At 53.0% G+C, this 20,630-nt stretch carries 15 protein-coding genes and 1 pseudogene; 9 read left to right on the forward strand and 7 right to left on the reverse strand.

The genetic code is table 11. The annotated features are described in order from the left end of the window. The first annotated feature begins 2 nt into the window (after nt 1–2). The 3 genes from ABNV41_RS07665 to ABNV41_RS07675 all read left to right on the forward strand — a co-directional run bounded on the left by ABNV41_RS07665 (nt 3) and on the right by ABNV41_RS07675 (nt 5,440). Nucleotides 3–716, forward strand: a complete 714-nt coding sequence (locus ABNV41_RS07665) for a GntR family transcriptional regulator (RefSeq protein ID WP_349934523.1) — start codon at nt 3–5, stop codon at nt 714–716. A 109-nt stretch (nt 717–825) separates the two neighbouring features. Then, nucleotides 826–4,551, forward strand: a complete 3,726-nt coding sequence (putA, locus tag ABNV41_RS07670; protein WP_080986759.1) for a bifunctional proline dehydrogenase/L-glutamate gamma-semialdehyde dehydrogenase PutA — start codon at nt 826–828, stop codon at nt 4,549–4,551. Nucleotides 4,552–4,756: 205 nt separating this feature from the next. Next, complete coding sequence (locus tag ABNV41_RS07675; protein ID WP_050819423.1) at nt 4,757–5,440, forward strand: YoaK family protein; 684 nt, start codon at nt 4,757–4,759, stop codon at nt 5,438–5,440. A 29-nt stretch (nt 5,441–5,469) separates the two neighbouring features. On the opposite strand, the gene ABNV41_RS07680 is transcribed toward ABNV41_RS07675, so the two are convergent. The 6 genes and pseudogenes from ABNV41_RS07680 to ABNV41_RS07705 all read right to left on the reverse strand — a co-directional run bounded on the left by ABNV41_RS07680 (nt 5,470) and on the right by ABNV41_RS07705 (nt 12,008). Further along, nucleotides 5,470–6,840, reverse strand: a complete 1,371-nt coding sequence (locus ABNV41_RS07680) for an amino acid permease (RefSeq protein WP_004448887.1) — start codon at nt 6,838–6,840, stop codon at nt 5,470–5,472. A gap of 69 nt (nt 6,841–6,909) precedes the next feature. Further along, nucleotides 6,910–8,505, reverse strand: coding sequence for a hypothetical protein (locus ABNV41_RS07685; protein WP_003628469.1), 1,596 nt, complete (start codon nt 8,503–8,505; stop codon nt 6,910–6,912). A gap of 751 nt (nt 8,506–9,256) precedes the next feature. Next, the gene (locus ABNV41_RS07690; protein WP_050819422.1) at nt 9,257–9,529 is read right to left on the reverse strand and encodes a hypothetical protein; all 273 of its coding nucleotides are present in this window, start codon (nt 9,527–9,529) and stop codon (nt 9,257–9,259) included. 571 nt (nt 9,530–10,100) lie between these two features. Beyond that, nucleotides 10,101–10,529: pseudogene (locus ABNV41_RS07695) on the reverse strand (recombinase family protein); the annotation flags it as partial. A gap of 76 nt (nt 10,530–10,605) precedes the next feature. Then, entirely contained in the window at nt 10,606–11,007 is a 402-nt protein-coding gene (locus tag ABNV41_RS07700) for a hypothetical protein (protein WP_349934524.1), read from the reverse strand. Between the two features lie 344 nt (nt 11,008–11,351). Next, nucleotides 11,352–12,008: a recombinase family protein gene (locus tag ABNV41_RS07705; protein ID WP_310257829.1), complete on the reverse strand. Its 657-nt coding sequence runs from the start codon at nt 12,006–12,008 to the stop codon at nt 11,352–11,354. Nucleotides 12,009–13,223: 1,215 nt separating this feature from the next. Here ABNV41_RS07705 and ABNV41_RS07710 point away from each other — a divergent pair. The 6 genes from ABNV41_RS07710 to ABNV41_RS07735 all read left to right on the forward strand — a co-directional run bounded on the left by ABNV41_RS07710 (nt 13,224) and on the right by ABNV41_RS07735 (nt 18,882). Beyond that, a protein-coding gene (locus tag ABNV41_RS07710; RefSeq protein ID WP_082779839.1) for an IS5 family transposase occupies nt 13,224–14,020 on the forward strand; the annotation gives its coding sequence in 2 pieces (ribosomal slippage) (nt 13,224–13,563 and nt 13,563–14,020; 798 coding nt in all). 14 nt (nt 14,021–14,034) lie between these two features. Then, the gene (locus tag ABNV41_RS07715) at nt 14,035–14,880 is read left to right on the forward strand and encodes a hypothetical protein (RefSeq protein WP_349934525.1); all 846 of its coding nucleotides are present in this window, start codon (nt 14,035–14,037) and stop codon (nt 14,878–14,880) included. Nucleotides 14,881–14,953: 73 nt separating this feature from the next. Further along, a protein-coding gene (locus ABNV41_RS07720; RefSeq protein ID WP_087651418.1) for an IS5 family transposase occupies nt 14,954–15,708 on the forward strand; the annotation gives its coding sequence in 2 pieces (ribosomal slippage) (nt 14,954–15,293 and nt 15,293–15,708; 756 coding nt in all). Nucleotides 15,709–15,814: 106 nt separating this feature from the next. After that, entirely contained in the window at nt 15,815–16,810 is a 996-nt protein-coding gene (locus tag ABNV41_RS07725) for an IS481 family transposase (RefSeq protein ID WP_087652154.1), read from the forward strand. Nucleotides 16,811–16,855: 45 nt separating this feature from the next. After that, nucleotides 16,856–18,106 carry an IS701-like element IS1452 family transposase gene (locus tag ABNV41_RS07730; protein ID WP_012812328.1) on the forward strand — a complete coding sequence of 417 codons (1,251 nt, stop codon included), beginning with the start codon at nt 16,856–16,858 and terminating at the stop codon, nt 18,104–18,106. Nucleotides 18,107–18,252: 146 nt separating this feature from the next. Further along, nucleotides 18,253–18,882: an HNH endonuclease gene (locus ABNV41_RS07735; RefSeq protein ID WP_050819419.1), complete on the forward strand. Its 630-nt coding sequence runs from the start codon at nt 18,253–18,255 to the stop codon at nt 18,880–18,882. Nucleotides 18,883–19,043: 161 nt separating this feature from the next. Here ABNV41_RS07735 and ABNV41_RS07740 read toward each other — a convergent pair whose 3' ends face one another. Then, nucleotides 19,044–20,579 carry a DUF6538 domain-containing protein gene (locus ABNV41_RS07740; protein ID WP_349934526.1) on the reverse strand — a complete coding sequence of 512 codons (1,536 nt, stop codon included), beginning with the start codon at nt 20,577–20,579 and terminating at the stop codon, nt 19,044–19,046. Between the last annotated feature and the right edge of the window lie 51 nt (nt 20,580–20,630).

Here is a 20,630-nt window from a genome sequence, read left to right on the forward strand (position 1 = left end):
GCATGCTGCCAGCCAGCCTTTTTGCAAAAACAGAAATAACAGGCCACGGCACCGCTTCTGAAGCCATATGCGATGCCCTGCGCCGCGCCATGTTGGAAGACCAGATTCAGCCCGGCCAACCCCTGCCGCAATCTGAACTGGCCAGTGGCTTTGGTGTGAGCATTATTCCTGTGCGCGAGGCCCTGAAACATCTGGAAGCCGAAGGGCTTGTCACCTTCATGCCCAATAAAGGGGCGATGGTGATTGGCATGAATGAGGCGGATATTCTGGAATACTCCCAGATCCGCGCCATTTTAGAGGAACGCGCCGCCGCAGAAGGCGTGCGCAACATGACACGCGTTGATTTTGCCCGCGTGGAAGATGCGTATGAAGCCTTTGTAGAAGGTGTGCATGGCCCTTCTGGGCGTATCCGCTCTGGCGCGCTCAACCGGGCTTTTCATAATGCCATTTACGCCTCGGCCCGCAGCCCGCGCCTGCTTGAAATGATAGAAGACCTGCACGTGCGGCTTGACCGTTATATTCGTGGGCATCTGGTAATAGAGGGCCGCAAGGATATTACAGATCTGGAACACAAGGCGATTCTGGACGCCTGCCGCAACCGCGATACCGATTTGTGCGCCAAACTCACGCGCACGCATATTCTGGAAGCGGCTGCCATTTCCATAGATGTGTTCCGCAGCCGCAAAGCCGCAAAAACCGCCGCAACAGGCACCTGACTTCCCCTCACGGGAATTCACAAAAACCCCAGCGCTATAGGTCGGGTTTAAAGAGCGGAACACCTCTGCATTTCTGGATAATATATTATGTTGCAAATCATATATTATCATGTCAGGAGGGAATAATCATTATGAAGCCAAAACTACCTGCACACACGGCAGGCCCGGTTCTGGCTCACCAATCCGGAATGAAAAGCCCATGTCATCCACAGACACGTTCGCTCCTGATTTTGCATCCCACACCCCACTTCGGCAGGCCATTATTGAAGCCATGCGCCGCCCCGAAGCCCAGTGCGTGGAAACCCTGACACCAGACGCCACATTAACAGAGGCAGAAAACGGCTCTGTTGCCACCATGGCCTCCAAACTGGCCGAAGCCCTGCGCGCGCGCCGCAGCCCGGGGCTGGTGGAAACACTGGTGCAGGAATTCTCGCTTTCCTCCACCGAGGGCGTGGCCCTGATGTGTCTGGCCGAAGCGCTGCTGCGTATTCCAGACGTTGCCACGCGCGATGCGCTGATTCAGGACAAGATTGGTGAAAGCAACTGGCTTTCTCATGTTGCACGCGGCAAGCCCTTGTTTGCCAACGCCGCTGCATGGGGGCTGGCGCTAACCGGCAAACTGGTGACCGAGCATGATGAAGGCACGCTTGCCAGCTCTCTGCTCAACTTTGCGGAACGCACATCCAAACCCATTATCCGCAAGGCCGTAGATGCCGCCATGCGCCTGATGGGCGAGCAGTTTGTGCTGGGCCAGACCATTGATCAGGCCCGCAAGAACAGCGCCAAGCTGGAAGCTGTGGGTTTTTCCTATTCCTACGATATGCTGGGCGAAGCCGCGTTTACCGCGCATGATGCCGAACGCTACCGGCAGGATTACATCAACGCCATCAACACCATTGGCCGCAGCGCAACCGGCAACAATGTGTATGACCGGCCCGGTATTTCCATCAAACTTTCTGCCCTGCACCCACGCTATGCCCGCGCACAGTATGACCGCGTGATGGGTGAACTACTGCCGGTTGTGCAGGAACTTACGCTGCTCGCCCGCAAATACGATATCGGCCTGAACATTGATGCGGAAGAAACAGAACGTCTGGATGTCTCTTTAGATATTCTGGAAGCCCTGTGCGCCACACCGGGGCTGGAAGGCTGGAACGGCATTGGCTTTGTGGTGCAGGCTTACGGCAAGCGCTGCCCGTATGTTCTGGATTACATTATTGATCTGGCCCGCCGCACCAACCGCCGCATTATGGTGCGTTTGGTAAAAGGTGCTTACTGGGATAGCGAAATCAAGAAAGCACAGGTTGAGGGCATGGCGGATTTTCCCGTTTATACCCGCAAGTGCCACACAGATATCAGCTACATTGCCTGCGCCCGTAAACTGCTAAACGCGCGAGATGTAATTTTCCCGCAGTTTGCCACGCACAATGCCCGCACGCTTTCCACCATTTACACGCTGGCGGGTGAAAAGTTCGAGCTTGGCTCTTACGAATTTCAGTGCCTGCATGGCATGGGCGAGCCGCTGTATAAACAGGTTGTGGGGGCAGACAAGTTTAACCGCCCATGCCGCATTTATGCACCTGTTGGCACGCATGAAACCCTGCTGGCTTACCTTGTGCGCCGCCTTTTAGAAAACGGAGCCAATTCCTCCTTCGTCAATCAGATTGGGGATAGCGCCATTCCGCTTTCATCCCTGATTGAAAACCCCATTGATGTGGCCCGCCGTTACACACCTTACGGCGCACCGCACACAGAAATCCGCAACCCGCGTGATCTGTTTGCGCCAGAACGTATCAACTCCGCAGGGGTGGATCTGGCGGATGACAAGGTTCTATCCGCACTGGCAACCGGCATTAAAGATGCCCCCCAAACGTGGGAAGCCAGCCCCATGGTTGTGGGTGTGAAAAAGAAAGGGGCTTTCCGCCCCGTTACCAACCCGGCAGACCGGCGCGATGTGGTAGGCAAAGTTTCCTACGCCACGCCAGATGTTGTAACAAAAGCTGTGGATGCCGCACAGAAAGGCCAGCAGGACTGGGCCAACCGCAGCCCGGCAGAACGTGCAGACATTCTGCAAAAAGCCTCTGATATTCTGGAAGAACGCACGGATGATCTTCTGGCACTTCTGGGGCGTGAAGCCGGAAAATCCCTCCCCAATGCTGTGGCGGAAGTGCGTGAGGCTGTAGATTTCCTGCGCTATTACGGCGCCACCATCCGGCGGGATTTTGATAACACCACCCACAAGCCGCTGGGAATTGTCACCTGCATTAGCCCGTGGAACTTTCCGCTGGCCATCTTTATCGGCCAGATTGCCGCAGCCCTTGCTGCCGGTAACGTTGTGCTGGCCAAACCGGCAGAGGAAACACCACTTGTTGCCGCCGTGGCCGTGGGTATCTTGCAAGAAGCCGGCGTGCCCCCCGCTGCCCTGCAACTGCTGACCGGTGAAGGTGACGTAGGCGCTGCCGCCGTGGCAGATGAGCGCGTTATGGGCGTGATGTTCACTGGCTCCACCACCGTGGCGCAGATTATCAACCGTCAGCTTCTGGAACGGCGCACAGCCACCGGCCAGCCCGTGCCATTTGTGGCCGAAACTGGCGGCCAGAACGCCATGATTGTGGATTCCTCCGCACTGGCAGAACAAGTTGTGGCCGATGTTCTGGCCTCCGCCTTTGATAGTGCAGGCCAGCGCTGCTCCGCCCTGCGCGTTCTGTGTGTGCAGGAAGATTGTGCAGACCACGTTCTGGCCATGCTGCGTGGCGCCATGCGTGAACTGCGCATTGGCAACCCCGCACATCTTTCCTGCGATGTAGGCCCGGTGATTACCGAGGAAGCTGCCGCAAACATTACCGCGCATGTTAACGCCTTTAAGGCCCGCAAGGCCCCGGTTATGGCGCTGCCTGTGCCAGAAACCTGCGCCAACGGCAGCTACGTGCCGCCCACGCTGATTGAAGTGCTGAACATTCGGGAAATTGGGCCAGAAGTGTTTGGCCCCGTGCTGCATGTTCTGCGCTTTGAGCGTGACAAGCTGGAAGAACTGCTGCTGGAAATTAACGATACCGGCTACGGGCTGACATTTGGCCTGCACACCCGGTTGGATTCCACAATAAAAAGCGTGCTCTCACAGGTTGAGGCTGGCAATCTTTACGTCAACCGCAACACCATTGGCGCAGTTGTGGGCGTGCAGCCTTTTGGTGGGCGTGGCCTTTCTGGCACCGGCCCCAAGGCGGGTGGCCCGCTTATTCTGCGCCGTCTGCTATCTGAAGCCCCAGCTGTGGCGCAGATTGTACGTGGCCGCACCACGCCAGAAATGGCGCAGTGGACAGACTGGCTGCGTGAAAAGGGTGAAAGCAAAGCCGCGCAAATTGCTGGCAACCTTGCACGCCTGCCGCTGGTGGGCGGAGAAATCACTCTGCCCGGCCCTGTGGGTGAGCAAAACATCTATCGCCTGAGCGCACGCGGCAACGTGCTGTGTGTGCCCATCACGCTGGCCGGGTTGTATGATCAGATCTCTCTGGCGCTGGCTGGGGGCAACACGGCATTGGTGCTGGCAGAAGAAGAACTGACAGGATGGCTGGACAGACTGCCAGATATTCTGCGCCAAGCCATTCGCCCGGTTGCCAGCGCAACGGCCCTGCCCTGCTCTATCCTGCTGGGTGAAGATGATAACGCCATCTTCCGCAGTGCACGCAGAACACTGGCAGAAGCCAATGGCCCCATTGTTTCCGCCTTTGTAACGGGCGCAACACTACCTTCTGTTGAAGTGGTGCTGGAAGAGCAGTCTCGCAGCATCAACACTACCGCAGCGGGTGGCAATGCCAGCCTGATGACACTGAACTAATCAACCTACACTGAATACACCAAGCCCTCGGCGTTTTTATGCGCCGGGGGTTTTGTTTGTACGGCTGTGCCTCCTGCGTGGGGCATGGCTCATCTTACCAGAGATCATCTTTTCGTGATCAGAGATGGTGATATAACGCGCATCCTTCTATTAAAAAACGCGCATAAAACCTCTCTTTTCATTCTTTTTCTTTAGAGGAGACATTATGACAGCCCGTACGGGACATGATGCCAAGCTGGTTATTGCCATTCTGCTGGTTACAATGGCAATGGGCATGCTGGATGCCATATCCCTACTGCATCTCAAGATTTTTGCAGGATATATGACAGCCACCATTATTCTTATGGCTGTTAACATTGCCACTTCTCAGGCCATTGTTCTTTCTGGCCTGGAGGCCATTGCCTGTTACTTTACAGGGGCCATTATTGGTGGCCGTCTGGTACGGCGGGAGCGCCATACGCGCCTTGTGGTGGGGGATATCCTGCTAGGCGTTGGCTGCCTTGTTGGGCTGGCCGCGTTTGTGTGGTGCGCACAGCTTAGCGGTGGCATTTACATTACGTTGGGCATGCTCTCACTGGCCATGGGGCTGCAAACCTCTGCCACGCGCCATGCCAAACTGCCAGATATGGTGCTGCCTGCCGCCACTATGGTGCTGCATGGGCTGGCCCATAACAGCACGGTGGCTGGCGGCACAAACTCTGGCACGTGGCGCAGATTAGCCGCTATTGCCAGCCTGTTTGTGGGTGCCGTCATTGGCACACTGGTTTCTGATAAAAATGTTGGAATTGGTATTGCCGCTGCGGGTGCTACCGTTTTTGCGGCGGGCGGCCTGCTGCATTGGCGCCGCCACCCTCTTGCCCTGCATCTGGACAAAATGAGTATTCCCTAAACAACGGGAATACTCAGTAAACACAAAGCTCAGCCAGCTTTTTTGTTATTGGTGGCGAAGTAAACAGCCATAAGGTAGCACACCACAGAACTGCCCATGGTTGCCAGAGCCGTCATCCGTTCAGATGGGTTGAGCAACATGGCCACAAACACCAGCACCACACCAGCAAGGGTTACGTAATTGCACAGCGGAAAAAGCGGCAGCGTGTAATTTTCTGCCTCTGTGCCAGCCTGCCGCGCTGCACGGCGCGTAACGATGTAAGACGTTACAATCAGGCTGTAGATCAGCAGGATAACGCCACCACTGCAGCTTAGCAGAAAGGCAAAAATGGTGCCTGGCGCCAGAATGGATGAGAAAGCCACCAGCGTGCCCGCAAGGCTGCTGACGATAATGGCCTTACGCGGCACAACAGCAGCAGAGCTACGTGCCAGAAAGCCCGGAGCATCACCCTGAGCAGCCAGCTCTGTAAGAATGCGCGATGTAATATACATGGCGGAGTTCAGGCAGGACAGAATGGCGCTCAGCACCACAATGCGCATCAGCAAACCGGCACCGGGCACGCCCATAACATCCATGGCCGCCACAAAAGGTGATTTACCGGCAACAATGTTTGTCCATGGCACCACAATCAGGATCATGCCCACGGCGGCCACGTAAAACAGCGTAATACGGCGGCCAAGGCTGCGGGTTACGCGGGCCACGTTCTTACCCGGTTCTGGAGATTCAGCGGCTGCCACTGTGGCAATTTCCGAACCCATCATGGTGAACAGAATGGTAGGAATAATAGAAAGCAGCGCCACAACACCATGCGGAAAAAGCCCGCCATGCCCCAGCAGATTTTCCTTTACGGAAACGCCCGGCCCAAACACATGCGCTGCATATAAAAGAGAAATGGCAATAAAGGCGATAATGCTGAAAACCTTAATGGCGGAAAGCCAGAATTCACATTCACCAAAAACGCGTGGGGCAGCAAAGTTGATAAGTTTAAGAACAAGAATAAGCACAACAGAAAGCAGCCAAACCGGCAGATGCACCCAATCCTGCAATAGAATGGCGCCGGCTATGGCCTCACTTCCCAACACCACCACCCAGAAGAACCAGTAAAGCCACCCTGCGGTAAAGCCCACCTTATCTCCATGTGCGGCGCGAATGTATTCTACAAAGGACCCGCGCCCGGGGTCCGCCACAACCATTTCCCCCAGCATGCGCATAACCAGGATAACCAGAAATCCTACCAGCAGAAACGCCAGCAGAACCGCAGGCCCTGTTGCCGCAATGGCAGCGCCACTGCCAACAAACAGACCAGCCCCAATAGTGCCGCCCAGAGCGATCATGGCTATGTGGCGATTACGCAGCCCGTCTGCGGGTTTTCCCGCAGGAAGGGTCGTCGGTTCGGGCATCAGGAAATCCTTTATTCTTGTTGTCCTGTAAGTTTCTACCCCAAAACGAAACGTTTTGGGAAATTCTCGTTAGAAATGCTTGTAAAAATAGGCCTCCAGCACGCCGGCATGCCGCCCGATATTGTGCATGCGATACCCCGTTGGCACCCCTGCGCGAGAAAGCGCACGCCCTGCCGGGCCACTAAAGGCTGTGCCCGCGGCAACGGCGGCTGATGTGGTTTCGTCCAGCATATATTCGGCTGTAAAATCCACTTCGTTGGAAACATGGCGGCCCACGTTCTTCAGCCCCATGCCGGAGGGATACAGCAGGGAAAGATCGTAAAAATGCACACCCAGCTTAAGCTCATCCTTTTTACGGAACAGGTGCACAGGTGGCGTGCCTGTTAGGTCAAACTGATGCACTTCCAGATCAGAAAGCGGGGCCAGATACATGCCCACAATTTCACCCGGCCAGTAGCCGCCATAGGTGTAGCGCTTACCATCATACAAAAAGAACGTATCGTAATTGCGCTTGACCGAACCTTCGGCATTTTTACCGCCACCAAACCGCGTGTACCGATAAAACAGATGCGGCTTCCACGGCAGCATGGAAAACGTATACCCGGGCTCGAAAAACATGCCGTAGGCTTCTACAGATTTGTAGCCGTTGCCTGCGTGGCTGTTCTGTTCGGATACAAAATTGCCATAGAACGTAAAGTTCTTTGAAATCCCTAGCGCCTTGACGGGAAACAGCGTGCCGCCCCAGCTCAGGGCTGCCACGTTCATGCCGTTACGATCTGCACGCGTAGAATAATCGTAATGAGATGATCCATCTGCATCCCGCACATGGAAGTAGGTTAACGTTACATACGCAGCACGATCTGCATATGTAGACCCACCATGCCCTCCGGGTTTATTTTTGAACCAGGAGACATCAAACCCGACAAACTTGGTTTTGGGGCGATCATATCCGCGGTCAATATCATTGTCGGAATTGCTTTCCAACATAAAGACATCCCCACGCACGGAATCACCTTCCAGCTTGATCACGCCGGGGCCAGAAAACGCATATCGCGGTGCATACCACCATGCGCCTCTATCACCCGCGCTATAGGTGCCTTTACCAATCAGAAAGCCATCATCCACAGCAAAGGCCTGCCTGCCGCCCTGCACCGTTAGAATCTGGTGACCGCCCGCCATCTTGAGCGGCACTTCTACGCCCAGATTGGCTTCTTCCAGATAAATGGAGCGCGGCGTGCCCGATGTTTGAGAAACTTCCTCCGCATCACCATCACCCAGCGTGGTGGCGCCAATGGCAGAAGCCTTGCCAATAACGGTAAAGCCCCAGCCTGTTTGCCAAGACCCCATAAGCATGGGCTTGCCGTAAAATTCGCCATAGGTGCTGTTTTTATGGCGCACCAGGGCACCAGAAGATTTGGTGCCGTAAGACCCGGCGCCAAAGTTGGTATTGGGCAGGAAAAAAGCAGACCCACCAATATCCAGCGCGCCCTGAAGGGTAATACCCTTAATGGAAACAAGCGTTTGCTCTGCCCGCACCTCCTCTGGTGCAGCAAAAGCCGCTAGCCCGAGCGCGACTAAAGAGCAGCTTGCCTTAACAAACCCGCGAGACCCGCGACACACTGAAGTGGCATGAGAACGCGCATGCCGGACAAAGGAATTACTCATAATCAGCCAGCGCCTGCATGAAGTTGAAACCCAGACGCACACGCACAAAAAAAGCGGTAAAGCCGTTTCTGTACAAAAATGATATCCTGCATCAGATATGCCACGTGTAGAGGATCTCCTTGTTGCAATCTGTTACGGGACAGACATGTACTGCATATACACATCTCTTTTTATAATCATCACACAACAATATATGATATTCAAGAGATTATAATAAAAAATTCCAAATCTTTTTTACTTCTATATTTTGTATAATCAAGATGTATTGTTAAATAATAAAAAGAGTATTTTGTATTTCTTTTATGTATTCCAAAACAAAGAATGCTTACCATATCGGATGTGAAACAATAATTTCATGGAAAATTATCTTGCCATCGGCACAATGTACATACCGGCGCGCACGCATGCGCCTTTTGTCAGTTCTGATTTTATACACGGAATGTATAATTATTTTTCTTACAAATAAAAATATAGAATATATTTATATAAATTTTTGTTTCTGTAATTATTTTTGCGTAAATATTTATATATATTACAGAATTATCGTTCATTTAATGAGAATGTAAAATAATACTTTGGGTATGTATACGCAGGTATACATCTCATTATTTTTAACGCTAAACCCGCAATACAGAAAATACCCTGCACGTTTTCCGTGTCGCAAACCCTGTATTTTTGGAACGGGAAAACTGTGCCCTGCCCCAATATTTTGTGAACAATCACAACAACATTGAAACAGGGCCTCACCACATTACTGCGGCGTGCTGGGGTATTTTACGGGCACGTGCTCAGATATACCGGCATCCCACACGCCGCCTTTAATGGTATCCGATGTATCCGGATCTTCCACCTTTACCTTCTTGTCTATGCCGCCATCCCATACACCGCCTTTGGTTGTATCGGGCTGATCCGGGTTTTTGACCTCAACATGTCTGGAAACGCCACCATCCCAAGTGGCGGCAGAAGCGCTCTGCACAAACCCGAGGCCAAGAACAGCGACACACATATAAAGTGTCTTTTTCATTTTTCTCTCCTCGTTTAACAAAACTGTAACACAATGTATTTCTTATTTGCTTATTTTCAACACGAGTACTGTGCATTCTCTGTATGTCTGCTCTTTAAAAAGCAGTCATCCCAAACGGCCCCGCACCTACACGGGCCTGCAATGGCGGCATAAAAAAAGGAACCCAAATGGGTTCCTTGCGCAGAATTTATGCTGTGTAGACAATAGATTTTGCGAATTGAATGCTTTTTCATCCACCAGATATGGAACGCCTGCCCTGTAACGCAGACTGACAGCGCCAACAACAAAGGCTGATCACAACCAATTGAATTTTCTGAATTTTAAGGAAATGGAGCGGATGAAGGGAATGTCACAGACCCATTCGAAACACTCGATAAATGGCAGTTTCTCAAAGAAAAACAGCTACCAACATATATCCTACCAGACTGGCAGCACCAGAGCCTTGCACGATTATCAGCAAGCAATTCAGTTGCATGGCGTCATATCAGCATCCACAAGAAGCCTGCAAGAGAGCCGTTTTCTTCTTGTTTGCCTAATTCACTAGACACCGACGCCCGAAGAGTGTTATATATCAATCAGTTAGAGAAGAAAGACGCCGATAGACACTTGTGCGACCCATGCCGAGCTTCTTGGCGATTTCTGTGGGTGTCATGCCTTGCTCATGCAGCTTGCTGACTTCATGGGCTTGGCTTCGTGCTGTGGGTTTGCGGCCCTTGTATTTGCCCTCCGCCTTGGCCTTGGCAATCCCTTCTGCTTGTCGCTCTTTCATCAGATCACGTTCAAACTCAGCCACAGCACCCAGCATGGTGAGCATCAGTTTGCTTGTCGGGTTGCTGGTGTCCAGAGTCTGCCCGCCCATGCTCTGAACAATCAGGTGGCACCCTTTGGCCTGAATGGCCTTCACATAACCAAGAAGATCAGCGGTTGAACGTGCAAGCCTATCTGGCTTCATGACCATCAAGACATCATCTTGGCGCATGTGTTCCAATGCAGCAGCAAGACACCCTGCAAGATGGCATAATGCTGAAGCATGAATATGCTGGTGTTAGCCCCTGCAAGGTGGCCTCTTTTTCATTCTATATGTTCTCATTCACATTCCCATAAGCATCTTGGACTGGCTCATAGGCGTCTGAGGCTTGGTCTATCTGCTTCCTTGCTGACAAGGCATCCACCACAGCCTTCTCAGTTATGCCCATGCCAGAGGCTTCCCACTCACCACCAAGGGGCGGCTTGCCTATCTCTCTGAGCTTCTCATTGACCACAGAACGGAGGGCAGCAAGAGCAGCATCACGGCGCTGGATAGCTTCCTGCTTGTCCTTGGTCTGAAGTGACTTCACGAAGTCTTGCCGGATTCCCGACTTGGTCTGGAAAGCTTGCCCCACGTCCTTCCAGCGGTTTCTTGGAATAGACAGGCGGGCAGACCACAAGCCACTTGCAGCCCTTCTCAGTCCGAACATCTTCTCGGCATCCTTCTTCATACCCATAGGAAGAACTACCGCTGACCCACTACCAACACGGTATATCGTGCTGCTGGGTGATGTTCGTAAGCCATTGATTTCATTGGGAAAATGCACATTGGAGCGGATGAAGGGAATATCCTTGGAAAAACTCCACCTTCATAGAACCCGCAGAAAACTGCCAAAAATCAGCAAGGACTTGTAACGTTTTCAGTCTGTATCTGTGCGGTTGTGAGGTTGGTCACACCTTTTTGCCATCAATGAGACAGCCATAACGGAGCAAAGCAGACCCGGCAAGAGAGCCGTTTTCTTCTCCTTTGCTTCATTCATCAGAAGCCGATGCCCGAAGAGTGTTATAACAAGCATCAAATCCGCATCATCACACGAGAAACACCCGCTGCCGTCCAGACTTTCCCGCCTCTTGCCGTCCTGATTCCCTGCTCTGTGAGCTTTGCAGCCACTTGGCGCAATGACAGACCTTGTCCGGTCAATTCCTTCACCATCGGCCCCACCTGCTCAGCAAAGCCCTGTGCTGCTTTCCTGCGTGCTTCTGAGGCTGCTTGTGTGCCCTCCGCTGGATTGAGTGCAGGGCCTCCACGATAGCCCCCAAGCTTCACGCCACGAGCCTTTGCCGCTGCAAGGGCCGCTTTGGTGCGTGCTGAAATAGCTTCCCGCTCCTGCTGTGCCACCAAGGCCATGATGCCGACCGTCAGCCTGTTTGCATGAGGCATGTCAGCAGCCACAAACTCCACCCCAGCCTTTTCCAAACCAATCAGGAAATGAGCATCACGGCTCAATCTGTCGAGCTTGGCTATAAGCAGCACGGCACCTGTCAGCCTACAACGCTGCATGGCCTGCGTAAGCTGTGGCCTGTCATTCCTTTTGCCGCTTTCCACTTCCACAAACTCAGCCAGCACCTTGCCACCAGAGGAAGCCGCATAATCCTGCACAGCCTTCTTCTGAGCTTCCAGACCAAGGCCAGATTGCCCCTGCCTCTGGGTGCTGACACGGAGATATGTCACGAAGGTTGGCAAGTCCTGCATCACGGCTTCCTTGTGTTTCATCATCTGCAACGTTGGTTGTGCGGTATTGATACACACCCAAGCAGACAAGAAACCATGCACACTTTGGAATCGCTGGGATTCCTGCACGTCATGCCTTGCTGGCTCATATAAGCTCATAGAAGCCCGCACAGTGCCCTTGCAGACATTCCAGCATAATGACAGCAGACAAGAAGCAGACCGCACTCAGCGGGCATCTGTGAGGCTTTTAGAAAAACTGAAAGAGGCCTAGAAGGTTCCTTGTTTCCGTTTCATGGTTTCAGGAGGATTTCAAAAAGGGGGATTAAAGCCTGCCTTACTGGTGGTGTTGGATACAAGACTTCCTCTTTGTCCACGATGAGTTCATGAGCCACGCAGGGAACATGCAGGGGATGCGTAAGATCATCTTGGAGATGCTCTGGAGGCTCTATGAGAAGTGGTCGCCCAAGGGCTGACAAGGCCAGCATGTGGGCCATCTATGATGAGGCAGGATTGAGGCTCTCAGATGAGGGCTTTCAGTTGCTTCAAGGAAAGCCTGTAGAGGGCGATAAAAGGAAGCCAGTTGGTCCTCCTCCACTGCCCGGTGACTTGTGTCTCGAAGGGGTCTTGGAGGCCAAATATGCGTTCGCTTAAGGATTTCATAAGGTTGTAGATATATACTAGAAGGTTGCTCAAAACAGCTTTGTACCGTCCACCATTACTATAAGACATCTTAAAGAAGCCCTGTAAGGTAATCTTGCAGGGTTTTCTTATGTCTTAATAACACCCATGCTAAGAGAGGCATTTATAAATGCTGCATAATGCTGAAGCATGAATATGCTTATTTGGTGTTAAACACCGTAAGGGCTGCAAGACCTTCTGCTAAGCACTCTCAGCGATACCACCGAAGGTTTGCTGCTGAGAACACTGGCAGACACTATATTATAACTTACGAGGCTCATTTATCTATTACAGCAATAAAGACCATTAGAACCAAATATTAGTAATGACGTGGACGCAAATCAAACATGCGTAAAATAAAATCAACATTTATAAAAACACTAAATCATCAAAAAATGACTTGCATTACATAAAGCAATCGCCACATATCCTTGCTGACATCCGCAGGAGTTCTTGCGGGTGTCGTAAATCCGTAAAACTTGTTTCTAGGAACTTCTAGGGCCTGTTAGATCTTGAATTTCTTCCCATATTGTAGGGATGGAAGAAGGAGACAGAACAGGCACCTTTACGGACGAGACATGGGCGATCTGGGAACCTCTGATTGAGGAGGTTCGCCCGAGGGGCAAGACGCCGCCACATGATCTGCGGCGGACGATAGCAGCGATTTTCTGGCGTCATGAGAATGGCGCGAAATGGCGGAGTATCCCCGCTGAACTGGGTCCGTGGTGGCGGGCTGCGCAGCTTTTCATCCGCTGGGCGAAGCTCGGCGTATGGGAGCGGCTGCTCGCACTGGTTCAGGAACAACAGGGAGTGGCATTCGGAATGACTTTTCTGGATGGCACAAACATCAGGGCTCACCACAAAGCGGCGGGAGCCCAAAAAAAGGGGCCTCTTTCGAAGAGCGAGACCATCGTGAAGCACTTGGCCGCTCTCGCGGCGGCTATGGCACAAAAGTCTGCGTGATCGCTGATGGACATGGAAAAGCCTTCGGTTTTGCGCTGGCCCCTGGACAGGCTCATGAACTGCCTCTGGCACCAGCCATGCTCGACAGCCTTCCCGCCACTCCCCTGTGGGTAGTAGCGGACAAGGGCTACGCGTCGAACGCCATGCGTGAACGGATATGGGACATGGGAGCACGGCCAGCCATTCCTGCGAAACGACGCGATGGCCCGGTCGCCTGCCCCAAATGGGCCTATCGGTGTCGGCATCTCGTTGAGAACCTCTGGGCTCGCCTCAAGGAGTGGCGCGCTGTCGCAACCAGATATGAAAAAACAGCAACGTCGTTCCTCGCGGTCATCCACATCGCTGCCGCAGCAGACTGGATCAAGCCCTAACAGGCCCTAGTATCTTGCACCTGCCTCTCAACCAGAGCCAGCAGGCCCCTGTGGTCTGTTATGCCCTTCAGCAAGGCACCACACCAGACACGCTTCGCATAAGGCTTTCCGCACATGACATGATCATGGACGGCTGCTCAGACGTGGCAGAAGCACAGCACCGCTTATACCGTGATGACCCACATCTAGTGGCCAGCATATTCACGGAGACGCAGAGGAACCGTGACGCCCATTTCGGGCCAGCGAGTTATGATTGCGCCTATGATGGTATGTCTTGCACGCCATATGTGGCTGCAAAACGACCACGGCTGTCTAAGTCAGCAAGAAACCACAAGCCCGCAAAGACGCAGAAAGGGCTTACCGTTTCTGAAATAGCTGAGGATGCAGCACTGTGGCAAACTGATGGTTTCTGGGCTGGCGCTGATAAAGCAGCAACACCATCCGCAGAAGCCGTCCGCCGCCTCATGATTGAGCATGGTTGGCTAACGACTGCACCATATGGGCGCAATCAGGCCCGCACGTTAGCAACAGACAAGACAATCAATGGTGGCTATGGCGACAACATAGACCCATCAGCAATACACAGCATCAGGCTTAGTGGTGCCAAGCGGAGCTTTCCCTTTCCGGTATTTTGGACAGCACGTGTGCCGGAGGTGGTTGCTTCTCTGGGGTGGCCACAAATCATCAGCAACGTGTCAGCCTTTCCACGCAAGCAAGAGCGTCTGGGATGGCTAATGAACCGTCACGCCTATTTACCCACCAACACCTTATCTGACCTCTCAGGCATGGCCTTAGCATCGGTAAAGCGGGCCAAAGCCAAACCAACAAACAACTACGGCGTGTCGTCAGTTAAGCCCTGAGAGTGGCACGTGAGGGTTGTACTTTGTGTCTGCGTGTGCTGACTGTTTTCCCATTTTTTGGGGAGACAGACAGATGCGGCGCTATAGTTTACGCGATGACCAGTGGGAGCGGATAAAGGATCTTCTTCCTGGTCGAGAAGGCTATGTCGGCGGCACTGCGGTGAATAACCGTCTGTTCGTGGAGGCGGTGCTGTATCGCTATCGCGCGGGTATTCCATGGCGCGACCTTCCTGCCCGTTTCGGTGACTGGAAAAACGTGCACCGGCGTCTGCGCCGCTGGTGTGAAAGCGGCGTCATCGAACGGATATTTCGTTATCTGGCCGCTGATTACGACAACGAATACATGATGATCGACAGCACAATTGTCCGAGCGCATCAGCATAGTGCCGGAGCTCTCAAAAAAGGGGCACGGATCAGGCCATCGGACGATCACGAGGCGGGCTAACTACAAAGATCCATGCCATCTGCGACGCTCTGGGCAATCCAGTGGAACTCGGCATCACACCGGGACAGGATGCCGATATCACCCAGGCAGAACCACTTCTGGAAAACATCGAACCGGATGCTTTCCTTGCTGACAAGGCGTATGACGCGGACAGGTTGATCGATCGGCTGATACAGCGCGGGATTACCCCGGTCATCCCGCCAAAACGCAACAGAACGACACGACGGAAAACCGATTTTTCTCTCTATCGCGAACGGAACCTTGTTGAGAGGTTCTTCAATAAACTCAAGCAGTTTCGCGCTATCGCAACCCGCTACGATAAACTGAAATCGACCTTCCTCGCAGCCGTGCAGTTCGCCTCAATCATCATCCTGCTTAACTGACGACACGCCGTAACTGTCAGGTTGTGAGACGTCATTGGGATGATGTAGCGTGGGCGATACCGCGTTATGCTTCGTTGTTTTCTTCCGTTTGCAGGGAGACCGAATGATGCTTCAGATCCACCCACAGGCACGCACGACACCGGCTGTCCGGGCTGAGATAGCTCGTTCGTCAGAACCGACATCCGTGCTCGCCAGACGCTACGGGATCAGCGATGAAACAGTCCGCAAGTGGCGCAGGCGTGGTTCGGACGCCTGTCAGGACCGCAGCAGCCGTCCCTGGAGGCTGGCCTGGAAAGCCTCGGAGGAGGAGCGCGCCATTGTCTGTCAGCTTCGGCGTTCTACCGGTTTTGGTCTGGATGATCTGACCTTTGTCTTACGGCATTTCCTGCCGCATCTGAACCGGGACAATATCTGGCGGATACTGAAAGACGCCGGATTGAACAGGCTGCCTCCTGTTCCAAAGGCCGGACCAGTTCGGGGACAGGGAAAGTTCCGCGATTACGATCCCGGTTATGTCCATATCGATGTGAAACATCTGCCAAAATTACAGACAGCAGATGGGGACCGGCGGAAACGTTTTCTGTATGTCGCCATCGATCGCTGTTCCCGTTCAGTGCACCTGGCTGTTTATGACGCGGAAAATGCGGATAATTCCGTTGATTTCCTCAATGCCGTCAAATCGGCCTTTCCTTTCCGGATCACCCATATCCTGACCGATCGTGGCTCCTGCTTTACAGCGGACGCCTTCGAAAAAGCCTGTCATGACATGGGAATCGACCGACGCCGGACCAAGGCTTACTCCCCTCAGACCAATGGAATGGTGGAACGCTTCAATGGCCGTGTCGCTACAGAAGTACTGCAGGTCTGTGTCTCAAACCATGAAGATCTGGAAATTCTGCTCAGAGGCTTCTGTTTCGCCTACAATCATCGCCCGCAGCGTGTTCTGGGCGGCATCGCTCCCGCCCAATGCATCATCTCATGGCTTGAAAAACATCCCGCGTCACGTAATCAAGACTATATCAAACCGGCTGGTCGTGACATCATGAAACAGGTCGACGAAATCCTTGATTACGCCAATGACGTCTCACAACCTGACACGTAACACTACAGTTGCATTTTGTGTTGAGTTCTGAATCTATGGGTAACCATGATTCAGGATATGATGAGTGGCGGTACGTCTGTTGAAGAGACGCTGGAATTATGGGCGCGCTCGCTTCGGTCCGCCAAGGATCGGATGGCGCCGCTGTTCACGCAAAAACGTGTCGTAGATTCGGCCTGTGCTTTTCTTGATGTTTTGATTGGCAATGAACCACGCAAGACGGGATGGATGCGAGCGGAAGCCGCAGGAGATCCTGGTCCATGGCGGCAGCAGGCGCTTCTGGGACGCGGGCACTGGGATGCCGATGCCCTTCGTGACGTCGTCAGGGATTATGTGATTGAGCATCTGGGCACTGAAGAGGGCGTGCTGGTCATTGATGAGACCGGTTTTCTGAAGAAGGGTCAGGCGTCCTGCGGTGTGGGGCGGCAGTATACGGGATCTGCCGGCAAGATCACGAACTGCCAGATTGGTGTGTTTGGCGCTTATGTTTCGGAACGGGGGCATGCCTTTATTGACCGCGCCCTGTATCTCCCGAAAGACTGGACATCAAAGCCTGAGCGTCTGAAGCGGGCCCACGTTCCCGATGACGTGGTGTTTGCAACCAAACCGGCGTTAGCCTCGATGATGATTGAGCGAAGTATTGAGGCCGGTGTGCCGTTCCGCTGGGTTGCAGCAGACAGCGTGTATGGCGTGGGCGACGTAGAACGCACGCTTCGCCGGGCAGGAATTGGATATGTGCTTGGGGTCAAGGGCAATCACTGGTTCGGATCATGGGCAACGGAACCGCTGATTGCCGGAGAGGCGAAAGATATTGCAGCAGGACTGCCAGACCAGGCCTGGCGTCGTCTGTCAGCGGGGCACGGCACAAAAGGTGAGCGACTTTATGACTGGGCGTATCTTCCGCTTGCTGATCTGGATGCTGAAGAATTTGACTGCCCTATAGCCGGACCATGGACACGTGGCCTGTTGATCCGCCGAAACATCGCTGACGGGGACCTTGCCTATTTTACGACCTGGAGCCCGAAAGGGACAACCACGCAGGAACTGGTGAACGTTGAAGGGACGCGCTGGAGGATCGAAGAAGGGTTCGAGACGGCCAAAAACGAATTTGGTCTTGATCATAACGAGACCCGCTCCTGGCATGGTTGGCATCGGCATGTCTCTCTGGTCATGCTGGCCTATGCCGTCATGGCCAGTGTCCGTTACCAGGCAAACTCACTGAAACCGAAAAAAACACAACTCAGAACACGACAGTCCTTGTCCGCTGGTCCATTCAGGAGATCAGGCGCCTCGTCGTAAAACTTGCACAACGCAGACTACCCGTCTCTCACATCCTCAGATGGTCCGTCTTTCGACGAACGCATCAGGCCAGTGCTATCCGCGCTCACTCACGACACAAAATGCAACTGTAGTGGTAAGAAACATACACAAAAGGAACGAACATTATGACCCTACCAACTCCTCAGAACGAAGCAGAAAAACGATTCCTGTCGCATGTCACCGAAACACCACCACCGGAAGATTCAAAGCTGCATTCTCCTTGCTGGAAATGGACTGCAAGCTGTGATGGTGCAGGCCGTCCTCAGTTCAATCAACATAATGGCAGCCAGCAGAAAAACACGACAGCTGCCCGCTGGGCTTTCGAGCATTTCAAACACCCGTTGTCAGCAGGGAAAACCGTTAACCATCTGTGCGACAACCATCTATGCGTCAGCCCTGATCACCTTGTAGATGGGACACAGCAAGAAAACATGCAGGATTGCATTGCGAAAGGCAGACACACCACTGGCAAGCCTTTGACCAAACTCAATAAAGCGGTGGAACTATCTGCTAACGGCTCATCACTTAATGATATTGCTGATGATCTGAGTATACCGACGTATGAAGTTGAACGGCTGCTAGAGTTCAACATTGAGGATGCCAGTCTTTACGAAGCTCAAAAGGCAGTTTTCGGGGATGAAATAGCAACATATTTGCGTCAATACAGACTGATTTTCAGCTACAAAGATATTGTGGCCGTTGAAGAACTGCAAAATCTTGCCCGTCACATCAAGCAGCTTGAATTATCGGTCTAATCAACCTCATTCTCAGGCCGCTAGCTGATAGATTGCCCGCACTCTAGAAACTAACGAAGCCACAGGTGAGCCATATAGGCCCATACAGCCTCATATTTGCCCGCTGATAGCTTTCAAGACCTTCTCATGGTGTCATTCACCACGGAAAGGCTGCAAGGCTCTCAGCGGGCTTCTTTTTGACTCTCATCAAGCATTGCAGCCCTCACCTTCTCAGACATGCCCTTTTCAACCATGCCAAGGATGGCTTCTGAATAGAGAGACCAATCAAGCTGCTTTGCTGCATAGGTGTTTGCTGCAAGCCTTTCCGCCTTGTGTCCAATGAGGTGATCAATCACCAAATCAGTGCAGGCAGTCACACCATTGGCCCTTGCCACTTCCATGAAGGTGGAGAAGCATCTTCTGGTGCTGTGGAAGTCTGTGCCATTGCCTTCATCACCCAAGACAGCCTTTCGATAGCGCAGGAAGTCCTTTGAGAACGTCCAGCCCCTTTTGTTATCTTCACCACCCGGCGGGCATTCAGGAAACAAGGACGCATCCAAGTCACCGTCTAGCTGGCTTGTGCAGTCTTTCAGGCGTCTTTCCACAATCTCTCTTGCCAAGGGATGAAGCGGGATTGTCCTGACGCTGTTTTCCGTCTTGCTGACATCCTCAGTCACCTCAACGCCCCAAAGCTCGGCAGGATCATCAGGCACCACCACACGGCCTCTTGTGAGGCTGCAAAGCTCATTCTGCCTTGCCCCTGTCAGCAAGCCCAAGCGGAACACATCCTTGATCATCTGGGCACGCTGTCGGCTGCTAGGCTGACCTTTGAGCAGGAGCAGCAATTCATCATCAGTGAAGGGCCGCTTCTCACCTCTTGCCTTTGCATCCTTCTTGGCTAGCTTCTTCAAGCCCCCAGACATGCCAGACCAAGGATTGCTGTCACTCACCTCCCCAGCATCATCCAGCCACGTCCAGAAAGACCGCAAAGAGGACAAATACGAATTGACGGTGTTGGCTTCCTTGCCCTGGGCTATCAGCCACTCCCTGAAGCGCCTTGCCTGCCTCTTGTCCACCTTCTGCACAACACGCGCCACACCAACGCTATCCAGGTATTCCAAGAAGATCGCCAAGACTCTCCTGTGCCTCTTCAGAAGGCCGTTAGAGACCAAGCGCCTAGCATCAGCCAGCCAACGTTCTGCAAGTGGTTCCAAGGGCGTTTCCTGGCCCTCTGCAATGCCCATGACAGTGTTGTAGTAGCGCAGGCCCTCCGCCGGAGGGAGTTTTTCAGAAGCTTCAAGCACCAAGTCAGCCACAACGGCCCTGATATGTTCCTTCTCAGACGTAGGAGCGCCTTCTGCAATCGTTCCCGGCACTATCCCTTCACATGGCTCATAAGCTTCTGAGGCTTGATCAATCTGCTTTTTATAATGAAGGCCAGCTTCTACAGCCTTCTCAGGTGCAGCCCACCAGTTAGGCACATAATCACCATGCAAGGGTGGAAGGTTTGCATCTGTCAGCTTGGCGTTGACTTCCTTCCTGATAGCCGCAAGGGCAGCATCACGGCGCTTCACGGCTTCTCGATAGTCACGAGTGCCCAAGGTGCGGACAATCTCATCTTTCATGCCACTCTTGGCACCAAAGACCTTTCCGACATCTGCACGTCTATCTTCAGGCACGTTGAAGCGGACAGAATAACTGTTCCCACGCTTCAGCATATTCCGCATATCTTCAGCACCCTTCTTTGTATCGGAAGGTGTAACGCTGAC

It is taken from the genome of Acetobacter sp. A11-2, from assembly GCF_040208445.1.
In the GTDB taxonomy this organism is placed as follows: domain Bacteria; phylum Pseudomonadota; class Alphaproteobacteria; order Acetobacterales; family Acetobacteraceae; genus Acetobacter; species Acetobacter oryzoeni.

Coding starts and splice junctions, on each gene's coding strand:
- ABNV41_RS07665 (WP_349934523.1), top strand. CDS start 3: ATGCTGCCAGCCAGCCTTTTTGCAAAAACAGAAATAACAGGCCACGGC.
- putA (WP_080986759.1), top strand. CDS start 826: ATGTCAGGAGGGAATAATCATTATGAAGCCAAAACTACCTGCACACAC.
- ABNV41_RS07675 (WP_050819423.1), top strand. CDS start 4,757: ATGACAGCCCGTACGGGACATGATGCCAAGCTGGTTATTGCCATTCTG.
- ABNV41_RS07680 (WP_004448887.1), bottom strand. CDS start 6,840: ATGCCCGAACCGACGACCCTTCCTGCGGGAAAACCCGCAGACGGGCTG.
- ABNV41_RS07685 (WP_003628469.1), bottom strand. CDS start 8,505: ATGAGTAATTCCTTTGTCCGGCATGCGCGTTCTCATGCCACTTCAGTG.
- ABNV41_RS07690 (WP_050819422.1), bottom strand. CDS start 9,529: ATGAAAAAGACACTTTATATGTGTGTCGCTGTTCTTGGCCTCGGGTTT.
- ABNV41_RS07700 (WP_349934524.1), bottom strand. CDS start 11,007: ATGAAGAAGGATGCCGAGAAGATGTTCGGACTGAGAAGGGCTGCAAGT.
- ABNV41_RS07725 (WP_087652154.1), top strand. CDS start 15,815: ATGCTTCAGATCCACCCACAGGCACGCACGACACCGGCTGTCCGGGCT.
- ABNV41_RS07730 (WP_012812328.1), top strand. CDS start 16,856: ATGATTCAGGATATGATGAGTGGCGGTACGTCTGTTGAAGAGACGCTG.
- ABNV41_RS07735 (WP_050819419.1), top strand. CDS start 18,253: ATGACCCTACCAACTCCTCAGAACGAAGCAGAAAAACGATTCCTGTCG.
- ABNV41_RS07740 (WP_349934526.1), bottom strand. CDS start 20,579: ATGCTGAAGCGTGGGAACAGTTATTCTGTCCGCTTCAACGTGCCTGAA.